The organism is Spartinivicinus poritis (assembly GCF_028858535.1).
Lineage (GTDB): Bacteria > Pseudomonadota > Gammaproteobacteria > Pseudomonadales > Zooshikellaceae > Spartinivicinus > Spartinivicinus poritis.
On sequence record NZ_JAPMOU010000008.1, the window covers coordinates 140,444 to 161,210 of the forward strand.

Here is a 20,767-nt window from a genome sequence, read left to right on the forward strand (position 1 = left end):
ATCGGTATTTTGGCGATAGAAATGCGCTACAGTTGTTTTAAAAAGTTAATACTCGGCATAAAAAAGTACTCACCGCCACGGTTTTTGACAAAACCAGAAAACTCAAAAGTAATAGGAGGGTTACCCGTCAGGTCGTTATTCCCCCATTGTTTTGGCCAGGTTTGTGCGGCAGGTTTTGTTTTAGGTGAGGGTACGCCTACGAGTGGATCAAGCCCTGTATCTTTTTTAAGAAAATTATTGTTATTACACCAGGTATTTTGCATAAAAATAAATTGTTGCTCGATATTAGATTGTAGGCTAAGGAATAATAAACCGGCATCCGTCCATTCATGTGCTGGCAACAAGTCAGTTGAACCATAACTGATTCCTCGACGAACAATTCGTCGACTGCGCTCTATTGTCGGTGGGGCATTAAATTGTCTTAGGGTATCATTTCGCGGATTGGTTTTTCGGGCATGTGAATGTAATGGACAACGTAAGCCGTTTATATCGTCATCATAGTTAAAGTTATTGAATAGATTGGTCCAACCATTGGTTGCCTGTTCGGAAATAGGAGTACCATCTTTAAACCGACCAACACATAACGCACCTGCATATTCAGCGTTAATCGGTTCTGAACTGCCACTGACTTCGTTAATCGTCCCAGCTAATAGTGCTAAACGGTCCCAAAAGCCCTTAATATTTTGTTGTAATTTACGGTAAACCACATAGCTGCCATAACTGCTAGCATTGCCACCAGGATCTTTAACCATTACTGTATGAAGCGAGGCGCTGGGGTCATAATGGTTAAAACCACCATTTTTAAAATCTTCTTGCAAGTCAGAGAATAAAAACTTGGGATTACTTACGCCATCAACAAAGCCAAAATGCTCAATGACTTGGCCTTTATCGTTACGCATAACATGACCTTGCTGTACAGTAATAACCTCTGCTACTGCTTCCAGCTCACAGGTTAGTTGGGCAACTTGTTTATCTAGATACTGTTCTGCGGCTGCATCAGCGATTGCAAAATCGACACTGGGTTGCCTGCCATAAGCCAAAATGATCAAGCCATCTATGGTCGATTTAAAAGGCGCTTCCCAGTCAGATAAGTCATCATTGAGTGGGTTCGCTTTAGGGTGATGGTGTTGGCGTTTGTCGTCGAGCCTGGGGGTGGTATCATATTGTTGGTTAAGGTCTTTCATCCCTGCCAGAAAGGCTTTATCTGTCGGCCATTGCGATTTATCTATGGCTAATGCCTGATAACCTGAGCGGCTTAACATGAGGTTAATAAATAAATGATTGTTACCATTTTTTTTAAAGTCTGTGGACTGGCTTTCTTGCTCTAAGGTTGACGTTATTTTATCAGCAAACTCTCTGACCCATTTTCGACTGGTTGTAGTATTATCTTTAAATTTAATAAATAGATGGCGAGAGTGATCTCTCCCATGGCTTTTTAATATATTCCCTTGTAAATGGGTAAAAATCTGTTTGAAGTTGGGGTCGTCAATATCAATGTTGGTTTGGTTTAGGTCAACAGACATTTGTTCTCATCCTCTGGCTAAATCCACTCTTCGGAATCATTTTTATTCTGTGTGGGTTGGCGCTATGCTGATTCTTCTGCAGATGCTGTACGTTTAATTGAGCTTGCTGTTGGTTGATTTAATGAAGGCTCTGGCAGTGCCGGTTTACCAGGTTGAGGGCCTAGCTCAAATGCATTTAATAAACAAGCCACCATTGAGTAATAACCAATTAGGGTGGTGATTTCAGTGATTTCTGTATTGCTAAATTGTTGTTTTAAACTTGCAAACACAGTGTCATCCACTCGCTTGTTATTTATCAATTGATGTCCATAGTTAATAATAATTTGTTCTTTTAGTACCAAGTCAGTGAATGGGCGTTTATATTTAATAATATCTATGGTGTCTTGCGAAATACCTGCAGTTAACGCCAGTGCTTCATGGGCTGACCATTCAAATTGGCAATAATTTTCACTGAGTGTCACTAATATAACGAGTTCTTTAAGGTCAGCAGGTAATATGGAGTCAAACCGTAAATATGCACCTAAATCAGCGATGGGTTTTGTCAACGGTGGACTATTTAATAAAAATGAAAAAACGCCCACCACTTTTTTACGGCTTTGGTAAACATAGTCGTAAACTGCTTTTTGTTTGTCTGATAATCCTGCCGGTTCGTCTATATAAGGTATTCTAGTCATAACCCAATCCTTTGGATGTACCACACAAGAGTAGCTAATAATTTTTAAAGCGACACTTTTAACTTAGTAATAGAAAAGCAACTGAATGTCTTATTTTTGTAGCTTTAATACTATTCCTATGCTTTAACTTCAGTTAAGGTATATACCCTATACGCTGGCTATAGCTGGGTTTATCTGCCATGTGGCAGGAAGAAGGAGATGTAGTAAATGAATACGAATAAAAATGGGTTTAGTAATAATAATGGCAGTTGTTGGATAGAGCCTGCCACTCTTACTGGTGATCAGGTTATTTTAGAACCGTTGACAATGGACCATGTACCCTGTTTACAGAAGGCAGCTAAAGATGGAGATTTGTGGACGTTATGGTTTACTTCTGTGCCTGCGCCGGATCAAACTGCCAGTTATGTACAAACGGCATTAGCGATGGCAGAGCAGCATATAGCATTACCTTTTGCAGTGCGTGATAGGCAATCAAATACGGTTGTTGGTACTACTCGCTTTTGTAATATTGACCATAAAAATCCCCGTTTGGAAATAGGCTACACCTGGTATGCAAAACGCTGCCAACGGACTGCACTTAATACAGAAGCGAAGCTATTGTTATTAACCCATGCTTTTGAGCAATTAAACGTCATTGCAGTGGAATTTAGAACCCACTGGCACAACCAGGCTTCACGTAGGGCTATCGAGAGGTTGGGTGCAAAGCAAGATGGGGTGTTGAGAAACCATCAACAGACTGCAGAAGGTGTGTATCGAGATACTGTTGTATTTTCTATTATTAACAGTGAGTGGCCAGCAGTTAAACAACATTTGCAGCATAAACTAGCTCAATATCAAGCTTGAGTTGAGGCACCTTAATTGGGTAAGCGAGTCAGTTAGCCCTTTTGATGAGAGCTAACTGAAAGGCTGTAAATAATGGCTTATTGTTTTATGGGGATATAACGAACAGGCTCTCGTACGGTTTTATAATGTAAGGTTTCTATGGGCCCAATAGAAGTGGCTTCTGAATTGGTGACCCCTCGATTGACATTATAGGGATCAACAAATTCACCATAGAAGCCTTCCGGATTGATTTTATAGTCGACAGTTAAACTACCGTGCCCAGCATCATTACCCAAATATTTGGTGGGGTCATTCCAGGTTTCGTCATCCAGGTTGGTTGTGAGCTTAATGTCAATTAATACCGCATCACAAAGAGGAGTGATTTCTTCATAGTTAGTTGGCCAGCCAGCACCACCAGAGGTTTTCGGATATTCTGCCCAGTCGCCTCCTTTCATAGGGCATGCCCCACCACCATTAAAAGCTGCGCGGTCAGGATGGTGGACACCATATAAATGGGTTCCGGTTGCTTTTACGACTTTTTTATTACCTGCTTGGGTGTGGTGAGCGTTTGTTAAATAAAAGCGAGGCTGTTGGGTAACCTGGGTTTTTAAACGACGTTCACCACGGTCAACTAAATGTTCGTAGTAGGAGCCTTCAGGTCGAATATATGAAAAATCTCGATTGGAGTTATTATCAAATACGGCGGTTAAAAACAGATATTTCTCATTAAAAAATGGACGCTCTATCAGATAAAACTCTGCTTTGGTTTTATTGGTATTGATTGCCTGCCAGTCAACTTCGTTAGCAGTGCCTGTATTTACCCAGGCTCTGGCGTCTTCAAACAGGTTGAGTCGTAAAATATTGGTATAGTTTTCGTTAATATCTAAACCTGCCCGTTTACCTAAAGGGCCTATTTTATTAGCAGCAGGCTGAGCAAAGGCAAACGCCATTGCTTTTTTGGCATATGGAAATTGGAAATCAGACATGGTGCAATACCAGTGGGGGAGATCAATAGGTTGGTGATTGCTGTATTTGGCTTGATATTTGGGGTGATGAATGGGCAGGTCAATGTATTTTAAATAGCCATTTTCATCCACTTTATCTTGTGGGAGTTTATAACCACTCCAGCTTTCGTCAGGTAAATAATGGCTATAACTATTGGTGAGGGCAGTTAAAAATTTTTTATCAAAAATATCAGCATTTTGAGGAATACCTTTAGCACCGGCTTTGCGATACTCCCGAATCATGCCATTGTCTTGTACACGCCACAAGCCGTGTTTACCCTCACCAATCATGGTAAATACTTGCTCGACAATATTCACAAAACGGTAGGTATTATTAGTGCTCATATAGCCAAAATAAACCGGCAAGTGAGGTATTTTGGAGTGAGTGGTAGCAGGCCTAGGGGTTAGGTTACTGGTGTAGTAAAACGGATCATCACCTGTTAAGTCGGTGTGATCAATAGGAGGAGCGGTTGCTAGCATCCTGTTGGGAGCACTGCATTTTCCAATAAACTCGGCTGGTAATTGAGAGTTGGCATAGCTGACCTGAGATAAAGCCGCCAACATAATCTGAAAGCCAGTTAGGCAGGTGAGAATTTTATTCATCATCATTTTGTAATTACGTAATTGAATGATACACATCAAAGTAGGTAAACAACTTATGTTGTCTTTTTTATGGTGAGTATTGTTTAGATGTAATATTCATAGTCAAGTTTTTTACGGTGGTGTTGTCGTAAAGAGGCAAGAATTGAGGATGGGGTTGGGTAACTTATGATCTGTGGTAGCTCAACTTTTGGGTACTTCTAATAATTGTTGATAAAGTAATCAAGTAAGAGTAGCTAAGGCTGGTTGCCTTTTTAGGCAAGCTAACACAATACAAGACCTTGTCAGGTGCCTTTCAGGACTTTCTGATAAATCTGCACTCGGTGTTGTTGCTTTTCGACAGGCTACCAGCATGCCTTCAACACAATGGTTTGATTATGAATTTACCAAAAGGCCATGGGCAGAAAACAATTATTAGAGGTGCCCTTTATTACAAACGGTTTCTTTTAGTTACAAAGGTTATATAGAATTAACAGTAAGCTTTTGCCAACATAGAAGGGCATCTGCAACAGGTGCAAGTGAGGTTGTAGTTAGAACATACGTGTTCTTAAGTTAAGTTAAGTTAAGTTATTTTATCTCCTAGATAGAGTGTAAGGCCTGCTAATATTTAGCAGGCTTTTTTTTGCCTGTTAAGGGGCTTTAGCCAGAATGCCCAGGATCTCTAATATCTGATGAAATATTCGGGCTAGCTGTGTCTGCCATTTTAATCCCCGCCAATGCTTCAAAAGATACATCTTTTGCCGTTAATAAAAAGTCTTTCATAAAAGGCGTGTTTAGTTGATCATCTCGAACCGCTGCATATAAAGTGGCCCAAACGCCAGCAGGCCCTAATGGTTTAGCCTGTACATAACCTTTTTCCAGGTATTCTGTTAGCGCCCAATTAGGTAAGTTGCATACGCCTCTACCACTAGCAACCAGTTGAATCATCATTAAGGTGAGTTCTGCCGTCCGAATATGCGCGGGCTCGATATCTGCCGGGTCTAAAAATTGTTTAAAAATATCCAGCCGGTCATGCTCAACTGGGTAAATAATCAGGGTTTCTTGGGCCAGGTCGGCGGGCTCAATAAATGGCTTGGTAGCTAAGAGGTGTTGGTTGGCAACTGCTAATAAGCTTTCATATTTAAACAAGGGGATATAGCTGATTCCGGTAATCTCCTGAGGGTCAGCAGTGACCACCAGGTCTAAGTCCCCTCGGGCTAGGGCGGGTAGGGGGGCAAAATTAAAACCGCTGGCCAAGTCCATCTCGACTTCAGGCCAGTTGTTTCTAAATTGATCAATAGTTGGCATTAGCCACTGATAGCAGCTATGGCATTCGATAGCCATATGCAATCTGCCTGCTTCTCCACCTGCCAGACGGCTTAAGTCTCGTTCAGCTGAGCGAACCAATGGCAGGACATCTTGCGCTAAATTAAGCAGTCTTTTGCCGGCAGTCGTAAAGCGCAAAGGCTTGGTTTTTCGAATAAATAACTGGCAGCCAATTCTTTCTTCCAAGTCTTTTATCTGGTGAGAAAGGGCTGACTGAGTTAAATGTAGCCGTTCAGCGGTTTCTACCAAGCTGCCAGATTCTTTTAAGGTGGCTAGCGTTTTCAGGTGGCGAAGTTCAAGCATGGCTTTAAAGGATCATCATAAGGAATCAAGTTTAATATTCTTCAAGTTGAATATTAATAAAATGAGTTTGATTCAAGTGTAAGTGATTTCCATACTAAGGTCCATTGAGTTGAAGGGCTAACATGGGAACAGATCAAAATGACAATTGCACATAGTTTGGGTTTTCCGCGGATTGGTAAACAACGGGAGCTAAAAAAAGCGGTTGAAGCCTTCTGGCGAGGGGGGGTAAGCCAAGAGCAGCTTTTGGCGGAAGGCAAAGCATTAAGACAGCAGCATTGGCAGTGGCAGGCAGAGGCTGGGTTGGATTACGTGCCGGTTGGCGATTTTGCCTGGTACGATCAGGTATTGAATTTATCTTGTACGCTGGGGGTTATTCCCTCTCGATTTTTGTCAGATACCCAACAAACCTCCACAACAGTTGATTTAGACCTTTATTTTAAAATGGCTAGAGGCTATACCAGTGATCAAGGTGAAGTCGCTGCCTGTGAAATGACCAAGTGGTTTGATACTAATTATCATTATTTAGTACCAGAATTTACAGAAAACCAGTCATTTAAGATTTCCAGCAACCAGTTATTGGAAGAAATAGAAGAAGCTAGCCAGCTGGGGTTAAAGCCAAAACCCGTTTTATTAGGCCCTTTAAGCTATTTATGGTTAGGCAAAGCCAAAGGCAGTGATTTTGATAAACTGACGTTGCTTGATGAACTTGTTAGTGTCTACGGCGAATTACTCGCTAAAATAGCTGCATTAGGGGTTGAATGGGTGCAATTGGATGAGCCCATTTTAACCCTGGACTTACCAAACAGTTGGCGTCAGGGTTTTGAGACTGCCTATAATCGCCTGCAAAGCAGCTCGGTTAATATACTACTGGCGACTTATTTTGGTGCATTAGCTGATAACCTGGCTGCTACTATTAATTTACCTACTGAAGGTTTACATATAGATTTAGTGCGAGCGCCTGAGCAACTGACATCGGTAGTTGATCAATTGCCTGCCTATAAAGTGTTATCGGTTGGGGTTGTTAATGGTCGAAATGTGTGGCGTACGGATTTAAATGGTTGGTTAGATCGATTAAAACCTGTCAAACAAAAGCTTGGAGAGCGTTTATGGGTAGGGCCAAGTTGTTCATTATTACATTCACCCGTTGATGTAGATCAGGAACAAGGGTTTGCCGAAGATGTTCGTCAGTGGTTGGCATTTGCTGTACAAAAAAATAAAGAAATTGCCGTATTAGCTAGAGCACTTAATGGTGATGACTCGAAAGAGATTAATATTGCATTTGAGAAATCTTCTTTAGCCTTTAAAGCAAAGCACAACTCTAGCCGTATTCATGATCAAGCTGTACAAGCCAGAGTTCAGGCCATTGCTGATACTATGGCAACACGCCAACTGCCGTACCATGAGCGAATTGAATTACAGCGTCAGCAATTAAAATTACCATTATTACCAACTACGACAATTGGTTCATTCCCGCAAACCACTGCTATTCGAGCCGCTAGAAAAGCATTTAAGGCAGGCAAAACGACTGAAGCGGATTACCGGGCAGAAATGCAACGGCAAATAGCGGAAGCCGTTAGTCGCCAGGAAGCGTTGGACTTGGATGTTTTAGTGCATGGCGAAGCTGAACGTAATGATATGGTGGAATATTTTGGTGAACAATTATCAGGCTTTTTATTTAGTCAGCATGGTTGGGTACAAAGCTATGGTTCACGCTGTGTGAAACCGCCGATTATTTTAGGGGATATAAAGCGAGAGCAGCCAATGACGGTTGAGTGGATTCGCTATGCCCAAAGCTTAACGGAAAAGCCCTTAAAAGGCATGTTAACAGGTCCAGTCACAATGCTCTGCTGGTCATTTCCCAGAGAAGACGTAAGCCGTGAAGTCAGCTGTTTACAATTAGCATTAGCATTAAGGGATGAAGTACAGGATTTAGAAAAGGCGGGCACTCATGTCATACAAATTGATGAGCCAGCCATTCGAGAAGGCTTGCCTTTAAGAAAAGCAGAATGGCAACAATATTTAGACTGGGCGGTGCGCTGCTTTAAAATTGCCTCTTGCGGAGTAGAAAATACCACGCAAATACATACCCACATGTGTTATAGCGAATTTAATGACATTATTGAGGCAATAGCAGCGTTAGATGCAGATGTGATCACCATTGAAACATCCCGATCAGATATGGAGTTGCTGGATGCCTTCGAACATTTTGCATACCCCAATGATATAGGCCCAGGTGTTTATGATATTCATTCGCCTAATGTACCAAGCCCTGCATGGATTAAACAATTATTGAAAAAAGCGGCGAATAAAATTGCTCTGGAACGGTTATGGGTTAACCCAGATTGTGGCTTAAAAACCCGTGATTGGGCCGAAACAGAACAAGCATTGGCTAATATGGTGGCAGTGGCTAAAGAGTTACGAGAGGAGTATCAAGCTGTTTAGAAAATAATATAAAAGATCTGCGTATGGAGCACTAGTGGTGCATGAGCAACGTTAGGTAATAGACTTCAAAGCCATTTATTTTTCTGGCAAGGCGCCTTTTTGTCGGCATAGTGGGCCTAAGTCAAGAAAAGGCAACACAGCCAGAGAATAAATGGAGAAGAAGGTGTTACCTTATTTTGAGCATGGACCACTAAGCCACAGTAGTCATTGGTGGTCCACCTTTGATAATGCTATAAGCCATCCATACGGCAATTAATACATAAACCAGGCGAGGTACCCACTCGGTTACCATGCTGGTATACAAGTTAATTTGCTCAGTTTCCATTTTGGCGCAACGCAACAGCATTCCACTTAAGTCTCCTGCGTGTTCCCCCGTTGAGATTAATTGCGCAATGGTGGGTGCTGTGTTTTCTAAGCTTGAGAATGCTTGCGTGAAATTATCGCCTGCTTGTAGTGATTGCTCAATTTCTTCAAACTGTTGGCGTAGCAGCTGATTTTCTATAAAACGATAGGCTTTAGGTACGGCTTCCATAATGGGTAGCCCTGCTTGCAGTAATAATCCTAGTGCTTGGATAAAGTCTCGGGTTTGTATGCGTACATACCAGCTGCCAAAATAAGGGAAGTGGATTGTCAATTTATCCCAACTGCCTTTCAGTGCCCCTAAAAAGCCATGACGAATCCAATAGGGTAGTCGCCAACCAATGTAAGCAATGGCTCCCAGTTGACCAAGTAAGAACAAATTACCGGCGATATAGGCAAACAGTGTTATATTGCCTTGAAATAAAGCTGGAAACTGTCGAATAAATACAGCACAAATTAAGATAACGATAGGAAATACTAAACGGCTTTTGATTTGCTTAAGTTGAGAAGCACTGGTTTGGTATATTTCAGCTAATTGACGAAATATTGCGGTATGAACGCCACCAGCTTCTGCCACTGATATTAGATAAGCATCCCGGTCTGTTAAGAGTCCTGCACGTTTTCCTGCTGTGGATAACGGCTGACCACGTTTTATATCCCTCAAAACAAGTTTTGCTCGTTTAGCTATTTGGTCATCACCTTGGGTGAGTAGGTTGATAGCGTGCTCCATTGATAATCCCGACTGTTCTAACCGACTTAACTGAATAAATAAATGGGCACGCTGCTGGTGAGATAGTGGGGAGTGTTTAGTGGGGTATCCAGGTTTAGGCATAGTGAATCGTATGTTGTCTTAATCTCTGATAGTTTATACTGTTAAAGTATGGGGTAAGAAAAGCCATTTAAAAGTAAAATAAAAAACCGCCGATCAATTCGGCGGCCTTGGGGAGGTGTGCTTTTTAACCACTCCCTCGTTAAAAAGTAAAATTGGCTACTTTCTTTTGTTGGGTATACTTATTGATTATGGTAGTTAAAGTACCATTGGTTTTTATCTTATTTAATTGTTTATTGAACTTGGGGATCAGACTTTTCCACTTTTTTCCAAATAGAAAACGATAGTCAAAACCGTTAACCTCTTGCTCAGAAAAATACAAGTCTGCGGTCCAGTTATTTTGTAGAGCTAACCATTGACCAGTTAATTGAGCAACAATGCCAGTGGACGTTCGTTTTTTTGTAATGAGCTTTAAAACATTGAGGTTGGTGTTGGTTTCTTTTTTTATAATTTGTTGGCTGTCAAAATAAGGCTGTAAGGTAGGATAGTGATAACCAATATGAGTCACCACATTTTTTCCAAATAAGTCTTCAGGTTTGCTGTATTTAACTGGAGCTGATTTAAGAGACCAGACAACGTCTTTTACCCGCATGATAGTATCACTGTACTCAACTTTATCTCGTTGATCTATCCATTCAATAGCGAAGGGGAGCACATCAATTTTACCACTATACAGCTGCCTTTTTAAACGGTTTTGAGGCAGCAGCACCGTTTTGACTTCATAGCCAAGCTGGCTTGCAATTATCTTTAGTGTGTCAGTAATAATCCCTTCATAATTGTCTAATTGGTCTTGTTTATTAAATAAATAAGGAGGGTAAGAGTCAGGGGTGATGCCATATTTCAGCATGCGGTTATTTGTGTCAGCAACGATAGACTGAAAGAATAGTGACGGAAGTAAGAAAGACGCTACAAATGTTAAAATATTAATGAGCTTCATGCCTAACCTTCGCTAAAAAATCAATATTTTTTATTTTAGTGTGGGTAGGCGAGAAGCGACAATAGAATTTTATATGTTGTTTGTATTAGGTTTTTCCTATTTATAAGTTTACTGCTTTATGAAACTAAATTATGTTTTTTCTCTAAGTAATAAGTTAGATGATTATACTGTTTGCGGTTTATCAGTAAGCCGACTTTTGTTCGCCGCCATAGGATGTCATCAGCCTGATTGACCCATTCATGTTTAACCAAGTAATCCACTTCGCACCCATATAAACCAGCACCAAAATAAGGTCCCATCATTTCAGGGCCTTTGATTCCTTCAAGAAATTGAGAACAACAGCTACCATAGCTGTGTACATAGCGGTCTATTATTTTAGGCTCTAGCCAAGGAAATTCTTGTTCAAATCGCTGCTGTAAACCTGCTACCCCTTCACTTAAATCCCCACCTGGAAGTGGGGTATGTTGAGTCCAGGGTTTTTCCATATTGGCAAAGTAAGGGGTGAGTTTTTCCATCGCGGCTTCCGCCAGTTTACGGTAAGTCGTTATTTTTCCGCCAAATACTGATAGTAATGGAGAATGTCCCTCTTGGTGATCAATCGTTAAGGTATAATCACGGGTAATAGCGGAAGGGTCACTTGACTCATCATCACAAAGGGGGCGTACACCTGCATAACTGTAAACTATATCTGCTTCGCTAATATGCTGCTTAAAGTGGTTATTGGTGATATTGATAAGATAGTCAATTTCTGTAGCTGAGATTTTTACTCGTCTGGGGTCTCCTTGATATTCAACATCAGTAGTACCAATTAATGAAAAATCATTTAAATAGGGAATAACAAAAACAATCCGTTGATCGTTGTTTTGTAGAATATAAGCCTCGTTACCATCATGCAGTTTAGGTACGACAATATGACTACCTTTGATTAAACGAATTTTATAGGGGGATTGGGTGTGAATATGCTGTTGTAGAATATTAGCAACCCAGGGACCGGCAGCATTCACAATACCTTTACAATAATGGGTTGTAAGTTGTTGAGTTTGTTCGTCTCGCAACACCACCTTCCAGTGGGTATTCTCACGAAATGCCTCAACAAAAGATGTTCGATTTCGAATATCGGCGCCACCTTGAAAGGCTGACTGAATATTGGTAATGACCAGCCTAGCATCATCTACCCAGCAGTCAGCATACTCAAAGCCTTGTTTAATTTTTTCGTCTAATGCAGAGTCTTCAGCAAAACGGACCCCACGAGAGGCTTCTAATGATTCCCGCTTACCTAAATGGTCATATAAAAATAAACCTGTACGAATCATCCATGCTGGGCGTAGATGGGGTTGATGTGGTAACACGAAGCGCATAGGTTTAACCAAATGGGGAGCTATTTTTAATAACACTTCTCGCTCTTGTAATGCTTCTTTCACTAACCTAAATTCATAATGCTCCAAGTAGCGTAAACCTCCGTGAATCAGTTTGCTGCTGGCTGATGACGTGGCTGATGCAAAATCCTGCTGTTCGCAAATAAGTACTTTTAATCCACGCCCCGCTGCATCAGCAGCAATGCCTGCACCATTGATACCACCGCCAATAATAATCAGATCTAAAGGGGTAGCTGGGGTAATACCGACTGATGCATCCATAAATTACTTGTATCCTTTTGAGGTTAAAGCCTAAAGGTGTGTGCTAAAAATGACTTTTTTGAGCCTTGCTAGTTAGCCTTGAATGTCAGGTCTCGAACATTATTTTCGAAAAAGAACATTTTCCCAAGTGTAACGTGTGCATATTGATAGATACAAGTAAGAAAAGTGGCTATTAAAAAGAAATAGTAGGAAAGGTTTAGCACTCAATGAGCTCGACTTTGCAGTCAGCTAATCGTTGTTTTAATTTAGGAAAGGGGCAGTAGTCAGTAAATACTTTACTGACTTGGGTTACATGGCCTAAGCGAACCACCGCATTGCGACCAAATTTGGATTGATCTGCAGCTAAAAAAACAGCTCGTGAGTTATTGATAATGGCTTGAGAGACTTTGACTTCTTGATAATCAAAATCGAGTAATGCACCATCAGCATCAATACCACTTATGCCTATAATACCGAAGTCAACCTTAAACTGTTGTATAAATTCAACAGTTGCTTGTCCTACAATGCCACCATCAGGTTGTCTGAGCTGGCCACCCGCTAAAATGACTTCAAAGTCAGTTTTATTACAAAACAGACTGGCCACATGGATGTTATTAGTGATAATTTTTAGCCCATGGTGTTTTAGTAGGGCTTTGGCAATGGTTTCGGTTGTGGTGCCAATGTTAATAAAAAGCGAAGCATGATTAGGGATATAAGTTACTAATTGTTTAGCTATTCGCTTTTTTTCGTTTAACTGCATAATTTGGCGAGCATGATAAGCCGTATTTTGAGTGCTTGTTTGTGATACGGCACCGCCATGGTAACGAACAATTTCACCGTTGTTGGCCAGACTATTGAGGTCTCTTCGAATAGTTTGTGGGGTAACACTAAAGTGTTGGGCGAGATCATCAATATTGGCATAGCCATGTTGAATCACCCATTTTACGATTTCTTGATGTCGGCGATGTTGTGACATAGTGTATCCCTTTAGGGCACCTCTAATAATTGTTTACCTGATATAAGGCACTCATTTTTATCTCGTTGCTATCAGGGCTGTTTTATAACATTGATTGGAATTGCAGGTAAGAAATAAAAAAAAGGAGTAAGCATGTCCACCTATATTTTGGCGATTTGCGGAAACTCCTCTTATTTGTGTCTTATGTTTGCATATACTAGCAGGGAAGGGTGCTGTCAGCGGGGGTTTTTCCCTAGTTGACGTCAAGTGAAAATGTGGTGGTCTAGGATTTTGCTACAAAATTGACAGCTTTTTTGCTACAAAAATTTCTCGTATACGTCCGTTAAATCTGATTTATTAATGACCTGTTGTATAAAGAGGAACGGATGAAAAATATTGCACTAAGAGGTAGGGTTTATCATTTCCGTAAGGTTATTCCTACCGACCTACGTTCAGTGTTCCAAAAAACTGAGTATACTTTCTCACTACAGACGCGCTCAAAGCGCTTAGCCCGTTCAAGAGCGGCATCACTTCTTGGCATTATTGATACCTCTATATATGAAATGCGCGGCTATACGTCAGATAATCAGCGTATTGCAGTATATAAAGCTCTTGACGCAGCCTTAGCTGAATTTGTTACTACAGGCATAGTACAGCTACACAAGCCTATTGCTATACCTGAAGCTGTTTCAGAGACGAAAGTACAGGAAACGGCACAGCCAAGTATTATGCTTGCTGCTGCTTATATGCTTTTCGTAAAAGAAAAAGAACGTACAGAGTGGAGTGGTAAATCAAAAGCTTGTTATATGTCCTCCTTTCGTATTCTTATAGATATTATGAAAGACCGCCCAGTCAATATTATTGGCAAGCAGGATGCCACTAACTTTTTGCAGTGCCTGTTTGAATACCCTAATGGGCGCTATGTGGGGAAAGACGCTTCTACTGACTGGCGAAAGATAAGAGAAGAGGGGGCTCCTCCTTTAGCAGCCTTGACAGTGAAACTTCATTTTTCAAGGATAAAAACTTTTTTTGGCTGGCTTGAAACGCAGGGCTATATTAATACCAATCCTCTTGATAAGTTAACGCCAAAAGGTAAAAAGACCAGGCCTGTAAAACGTGATTCATTTTCTCCTGATGAGCTGCACACAATTTTTGCTAATGGTGTAATTCAAGAAAGAGAGTCTAAAAGAAGTTGGCGTTTTTGGATGACGGTTCTTTTGTTGTATACAGGAGCGCGGCGTGAAGAAATCGCTCAGCTTGATACTGAAGATGTTAAATGTAAGGAAAAAATTTATTACCTTGATATACACAACAGAGGAGACCATCATTTAAAAAACGAATACTCAGAACGCTTAATACCTCTCCATACTGATATTATATCGCTTGGCTTTTTACAATACATTGAAAGCAGGGAAGGGCAGGTAAAACTGTTTGATGTCAATTCAACAGATGGCATTTTTGGAAGACCATTAACTGCCTGGTTTACTGGTCTCAAGCGCAAGCTAGGTTTTGCAGATAATAAAGTATTACACAGCTTTAGGCATACTTTCCGTGATTTAGCTGTCGAGAGCCGTGTACCTAACGAGCACATTAAGGCTCTACTAGGCCATTCACAAGGCGACATGACACACGGCGTTTACGGCTCAGGCTTTAGCTTAAAATTACTGAATGAAAGTATGCAGCTGATAGACTTTAGTTGCGTGAGGGATATTTTAATTCAATCGTAGGTAAACGGATTAAGGCAAGTGACACCAGTTGGCTGTATATGCTTAATATTACGCGTAACCACAGTTAGGCCATATACAGCTGCTGTTGCTGCTATAAGCTTATCTATGGCATTTGTGTCATCTGTATTCGCTAAAATTGTGCCCCAAACGGTACTGACATCAGTATCAATAGGAATAATAAAGCTTTCGTATTCTTGGGTAATTACTTGAAGCTTATGCTTTAGGTGCTCTGCCTGCTTGCTGTCGTTACTCTTGATAAGCTTGGCGATTCCTTTTTCAATTTCGCCTATCGTCAGAACAGACAAGTAAAGTGGCTGCTTTGATGTCTTTGCTTGCTTGAAAAATGCGGATACACCAGGGTTAGGCGTTAAACGCATAAGCTGAGTAATGACATTAGTATCGAGTAAATACACGGCTTCTCCTTAATCGGTGTCCCTGGCTGGGCTTTCTGAGCGTCCAAAAAGCTCATCAATGTCGTAGGTATCATCAAGACAAGCCAGCTCTTGTAAGACATCAGCTAACTCTCGTTTTCTAGGCTTCTGTGTAACAGCGTCCTCCAGTATTGCTTTTATCTCTGCCTCGCGTGTTCTGTTGTGGTGGGCTGCGCTAACGCGTAAAGCCTTATCTAGCTTCTCGTCAACGTCACGAATAAGTATGTTAGGCATGTGATAAGCTCCTTCTGATATATGAGATATCTTTGATATCTATGATATATAGACCAAGCAAAGAGCGCAAGATTTGGGTCAAGGCTGTTTTCTCCTGTCATCTAAGCGCTCTGCAAGGCTGCTAGCTATAAGCGTCTTCTTCAAGATGCGCATAGATAGCCGTTTGTGTAATGTTTGAATGCCCTAGCCAGTGCTGGACCTCTCTCAAGCTGGCTCTAGCCCTGAGTAATCGGGTGGCGCATGTGTGGCGAGTACAGTGGAATACAAAGTCTGAGTCATGCTCTAAGTCCATTTGTTTACGTAGCTTCGCCCACGCCTGAGTAACGCTGTCAGTTGTCCATTGGGTAGGCCACAAGTTACCGCCAGTTTCTAAACGACGTTGTAAGACAGCTTTAGCCTTCCTTGTTAATGGGACCGAGCGAGTTTTGCCGTTCTTTGTATCGCTAAATATTATTTTATCGTCGAGAATATCTTGCGGCTTTAATTTAAATATTTCTGAACGTCGGCCACCTGTTTCAATTGCTAATAAAATAAAGTCGGCTACGTCCTGAGTAGCCAGAGATAATATTTTGTCTTCTTCCTCATATGATAGGTAACGGATACGGCCTTGCCTTGTCTTCATCCGTTCAAAGCGTGGCATTGAGGAAATATAACCGCGCTCGTGTGCATAACGCAGCATTTTTTGTAAGACAGCTATTTTTCTATTTATTGTTGCTGGCGCATTGCCTTCAGCCTTACAAGAGCTAATAAAGGCATCAATTGTATTAAGATTAATATCAGCTGCTAATGTGGACGGACCAAGCCATTTTATTATCTGCATTCCTGTCTTATATTGTACCACCTCGCTTTTTGTACCGGTCCAATAGCGTGCTGTGGTCAACTCTAAAAGCTCGCTTAAGGTTAGCTTTTTGTATTGCTGGGGAGCTTGCGGGTTTTCTTCGTTGCCTGCTTTGACTGCTAATAATTCAGCCTCTCGTGCCTGAGCTTTTGCCTTAGTAGCACAGTTTTTACGTACTCTTTTTTTATTTATATATACGTCAACTTGCCACCTTTGGCCACGTTTACGAATAGCCATAGGTAATCCTTTTGATGATAGGTGTTTATTTATTTGGAGAAGAAAAGGAGGGTGAAAAAGAAAAAAATAGGAAAAGAAAGGGTGAGGTTATGCAGGCGCGCTAACCTCGAATGAAATAGTGAAAAAAAATATTTACAGCATATTTACATATTTAGCGACAAACTCCTTGCCTGCATCATTTAAATATAAACCTTTTCTTCTAGCATCCATTGGGTCAAAGCGGACATCAACAAGCCCGTAGCCTTCTTTTCCTGGCCCAGCGCGCTCTGTTAGAGCTGTAATAGTTCTTGTGCCGGTTGCTTTAGGTAAGCCTAAGCGGTCTTTAACTTCAGTAATACCTTGTCCTTCTTCTCTTGCAATAGTTAGTAAGGCTGCAAACTGAACTAGTGACATTCCTAAATCTTCTTTATGCAACGTTACTACTAGGTTCTGTAGCTTTAAAAGCTTTCCTCTATTATACATTGTGGGTGTCTCGTCTATATGCTCAGTTATGTATGATTTGTAATCATTTATTATTCCCTCCGAATATGTTACATAAAAAAGCACTACGTAACAACAGAACATAAGTTCAAAATGTAATGTAGTGCAATTAAACTATAGGTGGTTAAATAAACAGACGCTTCACTGCACGCTCTACGTCTCGTGTTTCCTCAGTCAGACCAAGCCAAGTTCCATAAGTATGCTCAAGTATGTAAATACCCGCTATTGATTTACTTGCTAATTCATGGCCTAATTGGGGACTGATGGACCACCAATGTTTAACGCTTTGGTACTCGCTTTGACATTCCTCCTCGCTTAATAAGGCATTAAATACAAGGTCGGTGTGTTCTGCGTAAATTAATTCACTTAAATTCATTCTTTCACCTAGTGAGTTTTTATCCATTATTTCTCCTTTAGCAGTGAATCGAATTCTGGAGTAAGCTTACAGTTACTTCTCAAGGTGCGTAAGCTGGCTGTATTACGGTACGCTTGTAACACAAATGTCTTATTGTATACATGTACAGTGATTTAAACCACACTTTTGTAAAGAAAAGTTCCAGAAAGGCATCTGTTCCTATGACAGATACTCGACATGTACTGTATAAAGGATTAAGAAGAGTTGTGGCAGGTGAAATGCTTCACTATTGTAGAACAATTAGTGTATTTATTATTATTTACTCGCTTTAACTTATCTACTAGCTATCTTCACGTTTTATACTCGAAAGAAGGTATAGCCTTTTGTTTCCCAAAAATCATTTATTAAGGCATCTTCTGCCATTCGTTCCCAATCAATGTAATAGCGCAAGCGTTCAGGAATGTTAGACAAGCCTTCAAGCTCTGCTAAATATTCCTGGCCAAAGGCGCGATGTGTATCATAGTGGCCAACGTAGGCGTCTTTTATCTGCTCTGCGTCTAATGGGTAGCCGTAGTCAATCCAGGCTTGCAGTATGTTCTCAGCGTCATTCGTGTACCACTCGCTAAGCTCGTTAAGGACAGAAACGTAAGTAAAATATTCCGAGTCAAGGCTATGCTCTCCTACATATTTATCGGGTATATCCTCATAATCAGCGACTATCCACTCTTCACGAAGAACTCCGTCATTAATTTGTTTGGTTAATTCCTGTAGCCATGCGTGTATATCGCTGACTAATTCCTCGTATGCTTCATAGTTGTCAAGGTCAAAAGTTTTAGCTAGGAGTTCACCACAGTTGTAGTCGTAGAGTGAGTAGAAAGTGATTGTTGCCATGATTAAATATCCTTTTAATTAATAATTATTTTTTATTGTGGTTGAATCCAGTAAACATAATCAGCGAAGAAGACAGCAACAGGCTTACCTTCCTTTGGGCAGTTTTCAAGACAGTATAAAGCTTTTAAGTTGGGTGCTATCTGCTCCCTCTGGCCTGAGTCTATGAGTAGGTCTATGTGCTGTTTAATCTCGTCTTTTATATAATCTAAGGCTTCGCTATGAGTGCTAAATGTGGCCGGTTCAACTTCAGGCAAATAGCCGGGAACATTCCAGCCTGCTATGTAATTAGTCATTTAATTGCTCTCCTTGCTCTTTATTATGTAGTACTTGGTTATGACAAGACTGACACAGAAGACCACAAATAAAGCTTGCTCCCTTACTACTCTCTGCGGTAACTAGGTGTAAGCTGTATGCTCTTTGGTTGCATAAAATACACGTAGGGCCAGCCTGTATTTCTGAGGTGTAATTATTTAATGATAGGTCCATTGCTGTGGTCTCCTTTTTATTTATTTAATTTTTATTTATTTTCTTTAAGTAGACTTTAGATAGGCCACTAGTGACTAATGACCTACTTAAAGCGTACTTACTGCGAAATAGAGGGAGGTAAAATATTACTTTTACTAAATCCGTCTATTTCTAATCCATATTGTTAAAGAACTTACTTACAGTGGCGTGCTGTAGAATGATGGCGGCGCTTTTTTAGTTTAATTAATATGAATCCCTAGGATGTCTTTTTGGTAAAGCTAAAAGAGAACCTTAAGTGGTAATAAATAGCTATCAACAGATTAAATGGGGTTTATTTTAGCCTCTTTCACTTTGCCCCTAAGAGGTATAGGAAGTAATCTGTCGTTGTTTAAGTATCCTTGGGATGCTTAATAAGCTACCTCATTCCGTTTAATTTGTCAATAATAAAAACAGGATATAAAGAACATAGAGAAAGAAATAAAAGAGATGAAGCCTAATAAATATAAATAACAGATAGTTAAAACTATTAGTTTCTTGCTCCTACTTATAAATCAAGGCTTGTAGCTATACATGTGACTAAGTAGTGTGACTAAATGTAGGAAATTAAGCTGAAATAGAGAGGGCTACGGGGGAAACTGGTGGCGCTCATTATTCAAAAAGAGAACACAGATTTTTTGGTAAAAATTATTTTATGTTTAACTCAGTTTTTACTTCAGATAACAAAGCGTGACCTTTATCAGTAAGAAATAAGATACGAGCGTTCGCGTTGTGAGGGCTTATTTGCTTCTTAATTAAATCACGTCCAGGCTTTCCTGAGATGCCTTCAGCTAAGCGTTGCAGGGCTTTGGTTACGATAGAGTCAAACGCATTTCCATCGAGCAACCCTCTCCCCATGATGTCTGTAATTGTATCGCCTTCGTGTAGCTCAACAGCTAGAAGAATCTCAAGCTGAAATAAGGTCAAATCATATTTGCCTAAAGCTTTACGCATGTGTGCAATATCTTTCAACCTTAACAAACCACTAACTCCTACAAGGCGCCCACCCCAAAAAACCCAAAGTCTACCTTAAGTCTCCCTCTACGTCCAACGTGTCGTGCATACCCCCCTGAGAAGTCGTACAAGCAGCTTTTAGCCCACACCAATAGAATGGATAGGTTGACCTAAAGCAAGCTTACAGAGCCTCTAAGCCTCTCTAACGACATCCGCCGTATTTAATCTTGATAACACAACAACAGAAGCACATCACTAGACGCCCTCAGAGCTTCTAGTAAGACACTTTAAGCTAAACATACCAGGATAAGTATAAAGCAGCTTACACGGCATATGAAGAGAGGGCATGACCACGGCTGTATTATATGGACAACAAAAGGAGAAGCTGGGCTTGGAGGTTTACTTAAAGATGACTAAAGGAGAGTTAAAAGTCAGCTAAAAGGTGACCAAGGTAAAGCTTAGCCTTGGTCTTAAGTAGCTTACAGATATTGTGTCTTAGTAGGTTATTATTTTTCTTATTAATTGGGAAATAAACAACAATGAAGAACAAAGCTAAAGGTGTATTAAGGTTTAGCTAAGGTGAGCTTTAAGTCATCTATATTCATAGGAGTCTTAAAGTTAGCTTAGGCATCCTTAAGGTAATCTTTAAGTATCTATAGGTATCTTAAGGTTAAATCTCATATTTCAACCCAGGGAGGAATCTCTTCTAAGTTCCGGGGTAACTCAAGCCCCCGGATACCAAGGGCTTC

The 20,767-nt window shown here is 40.6% G+C and carries 20 protein-coding genes; 3 read left to right on the top strand and 17 right to left on the bottom strand.

The features are described from left to right. Window positions 1-26: 26 nt before the first annotated feature. The gene (locus ORQ98_RS08835) at window positions 27-1,523 is read right to left on the bottom strand and encodes a Dyp-type peroxidase (protein ID WP_274688437.1); all 1,497 of its coding nucleotides are present in this window, start codon (window positions 1,521-1,523) and stop codon (window positions 27-29) included. A gap of 62 nt (window positions 1,524-1,585) precedes the next feature. After that, a complete protein-coding gene (locus tag ORQ98_RS08840) occupies window positions 1,586-2,197 on the bottom strand; it encodes a carboxymuconolactone decarboxylase family protein (protein ID WP_274688438.1) in 612 nt (203 codons plus the stop codon). Window positions 2,198-2,404: 207 nt separating this feature from the next. On the opposite strand from ORQ98_RS08840, the gene ORQ98_RS08845 reads away from it, so the two are divergent. Beyond that, window positions 2,405-3,040, top strand: a complete 636-nt coding sequence (locus ORQ98_RS08845) for a GNAT family N-acetyltransferase (protein WP_274688439.1) — start codon at window positions 2,405-2,407, stop codon at window positions 3,038-3,040. Between the two features lie 77 nt (window positions 3,041-3,117). Here ORQ98_RS08845 and ORQ98_RS08850 read toward each other — a convergent pair whose 3' ends face one another. Further along, window positions 3,118-4,665, bottom strand: a complete 1,548-nt coding sequence (locus tag ORQ98_RS08850) for a hypothetical protein (RefSeq protein ID WP_274688440.1) — start codon at window positions 4,663-4,665, stop codon at window positions 3,118-3,120. 597 nt (window positions 4,666-5,262) lie between these two features. Continuing rightward, a complete protein-coding gene (locus ORQ98_RS08855; RefSeq protein ID WP_274688441.1) occupies window positions 5,263-6,231 on the bottom strand; it encodes a LysR family transcriptional regulator in 969 nt (322 codons plus the stop codon). A gap of 138 nt (window positions 6,232-6,369) precedes the next feature. Between ORQ98_RS08855 and metE the strand changes: the two genes are divergently transcribed. Then, window positions 6,370-8,673, top strand: a complete 2,304-nt coding sequence (gene metE / locus ORQ98_RS08860; RefSeq protein WP_274688442.1) for a 5-methyltetrahydropteroyltriglutamate--homocysteine S-methyltransferase — start codon at window positions 6,370-6,372, stop codon at window positions 8,671-8,673. A gap of 190 nt (window positions 8,674-8,863) precedes the next feature. On the opposite strand, the gene ORQ98_RS08865 is transcribed toward metE, so the two are convergent. From ORQ98_RS08865 to ORQ98_RS08880, 4 genes are all read right to left on the bottom strand, one after another. Next, complete coding sequence (locus ORQ98_RS08865; protein WP_274688443.1) at window positions 8,864-9,865, bottom strand: type II secretion system F family protein; 1,002 nt, start codon at window positions 9,863-9,865, stop codon at window positions 8,864-8,866. Window positions 9,866-10,004: 139 nt separating this feature from the next. Then, entirely contained in the window at window positions 10,005-10,799 is a 795-nt protein-coding gene (locus tag ORQ98_RS08870; protein ID WP_274688444.1) for a substrate-binding periplasmic protein, read from the bottom strand. 116 nt (window positions 10,800-10,915) lie between these two features. Further along, window positions 10,916-12,436 (bottom strand): glycerol-3-phosphate dehydrogenase, encoded by a 1,521-nt coding sequence (glpD, locus tag ORQ98_RS08875; RefSeq protein WP_274688445.1) that lies wholly within the window; start codon window positions 12,434-12,436, stop codon window positions 10,916-10,918. A gap of 196 nt (window positions 12,437-12,632) precedes the next feature. After that, a complete protein-coding gene (locus ORQ98_RS08880; RefSeq protein ID WP_274688446.1) occupies window positions 12,633-13,391 on the bottom strand; it encodes a DeoR family transcriptional regulator in 759 nt (252 codons plus the stop codon). A 365-nt stretch (window positions 13,392-13,756) separates the two neighbouring features. Here ORQ98_RS08880 and ORQ98_RS08885 point away from each other — a divergent pair, with 365 nt between their 5' ends. Further along, window positions 13,757-15,097, top strand: a complete 1,341-nt coding sequence (locus ORQ98_RS08885; protein ID WP_274688447.1) for a site-specific integrase — start codon at window positions 13,757-13,759, stop codon at window positions 15,095-15,097. On the opposite strand, the gene ORQ98_RS08890 is transcribed toward ORQ98_RS08885, so the two are convergent. The 9 genes from ORQ98_RS08890 to ORQ98_RS08930 form a co-directional block, all read right to left on the bottom strand. After that, on the bottom strand, window positions 15,088-15,510 hold the full coding sequence (locus tag ORQ98_RS08890; protein ID WP_274688448.1) for a type II toxin-antitoxin system VapC family toxin: 423 nt from the start codon (window positions 15,508-15,510) through the stop codon (window positions 15,088-15,090). The genes ORQ98_RS08885 and ORQ98_RS08890 overlap by 10 nt on opposite strands. A gap of 9 nt (window positions 15,511-15,519) precedes the next feature. Continuing rightward, on the bottom strand, window positions 15,520-15,762 hold the full coding sequence (locus ORQ98_RS08895) for a FitA-like ribbon-helix-helix domain-containing protein (protein WP_274688449.1): 243 nt from the start codon (window positions 15,760-15,762) through the stop codon (window positions 15,520-15,522). Window positions 15,763-15,883: 121 nt separating this feature from the next. Further along, the gene (locus ORQ98_RS08900) at window positions 15,884-16,837 is read right to left on the bottom strand and encodes a tyrosine-type recombinase/integrase (RefSeq protein ID WP_274688450.1); all 954 of its coding nucleotides are present in this window, start codon (window positions 16,835-16,837) and stop codon (window positions 15,884-15,886) included. A gap of 132 nt (window positions 16,838-16,969) precedes the next feature. Next, the gene (locus tag ORQ98_RS08905; RefSeq protein WP_274688451.1) at window positions 16,970-17,230 is read right to left on the bottom strand and encodes a MarR family winged helix-turn-helix transcriptional regulator; all 261 of its coding nucleotides are present in this window, start codon (window positions 17,228-17,230) and stop codon (window positions 16,970-16,972) included. A 211-nt stretch (window positions 17,231-17,441) separates the two neighbouring features. Continuing rightward, window positions 17,442-17,720: a hypothetical protein gene (locus ORQ98_RS08910; protein ID WP_274688452.1), complete on the bottom strand. Its 279-nt coding sequence runs from the start codon at window positions 17,718-17,720 to the stop codon at window positions 17,442-17,444. Window positions 17,721-18,029: 309 nt separating this feature from the next. Continuing rightward, window positions 18,030-18,563, bottom strand: coding sequence for an antirestriction protein ArdA (locus ORQ98_RS08915; protein ID WP_274688453.1), 534 nt, complete (start codon window positions 18,561-18,563; stop codon window positions 18,030-18,032). Between the two features lie 32 nt (window positions 18,564-18,595). Further along, window positions 18,596-18,856 carry a hypothetical protein gene (locus ORQ98_RS08920; RefSeq protein ID WP_274688454.1) on the bottom strand — a complete coding sequence of 87 codons (261 nt, stop codon included), beginning with the start codon at window positions 18,854-18,856 and terminating at the stop codon, window positions 18,596-18,598. Next, the gene (locus tag ORQ98_RS08925) at window positions 18,849-19,049 is read right to left on the bottom strand and encodes a hypothetical protein (RefSeq protein ID WP_274688455.1); all 201 of its coding nucleotides are present in this window, start codon (window positions 19,047-19,049) and stop codon (window positions 18,849-18,851) included. Before ORQ98_RS08925 ends, ORQ98_RS08920 begins: the two co-directional genes overlap by 8 nt. Before the next feature lie 663 nt (window positions 19,050-19,712). Beyond that, window positions 19,713-20,036: a MarR family winged helix-turn-helix transcriptional regulator gene (locus tag ORQ98_RS08930; RefSeq protein ID WP_274688456.1), complete on the bottom strand. Its 324-nt coding sequence runs from the start codon at window positions 20,034-20,036 to the stop codon at window positions 19,713-19,715. Window positions 20,037-20,767 lie beyond the last annotated feature (731 nt).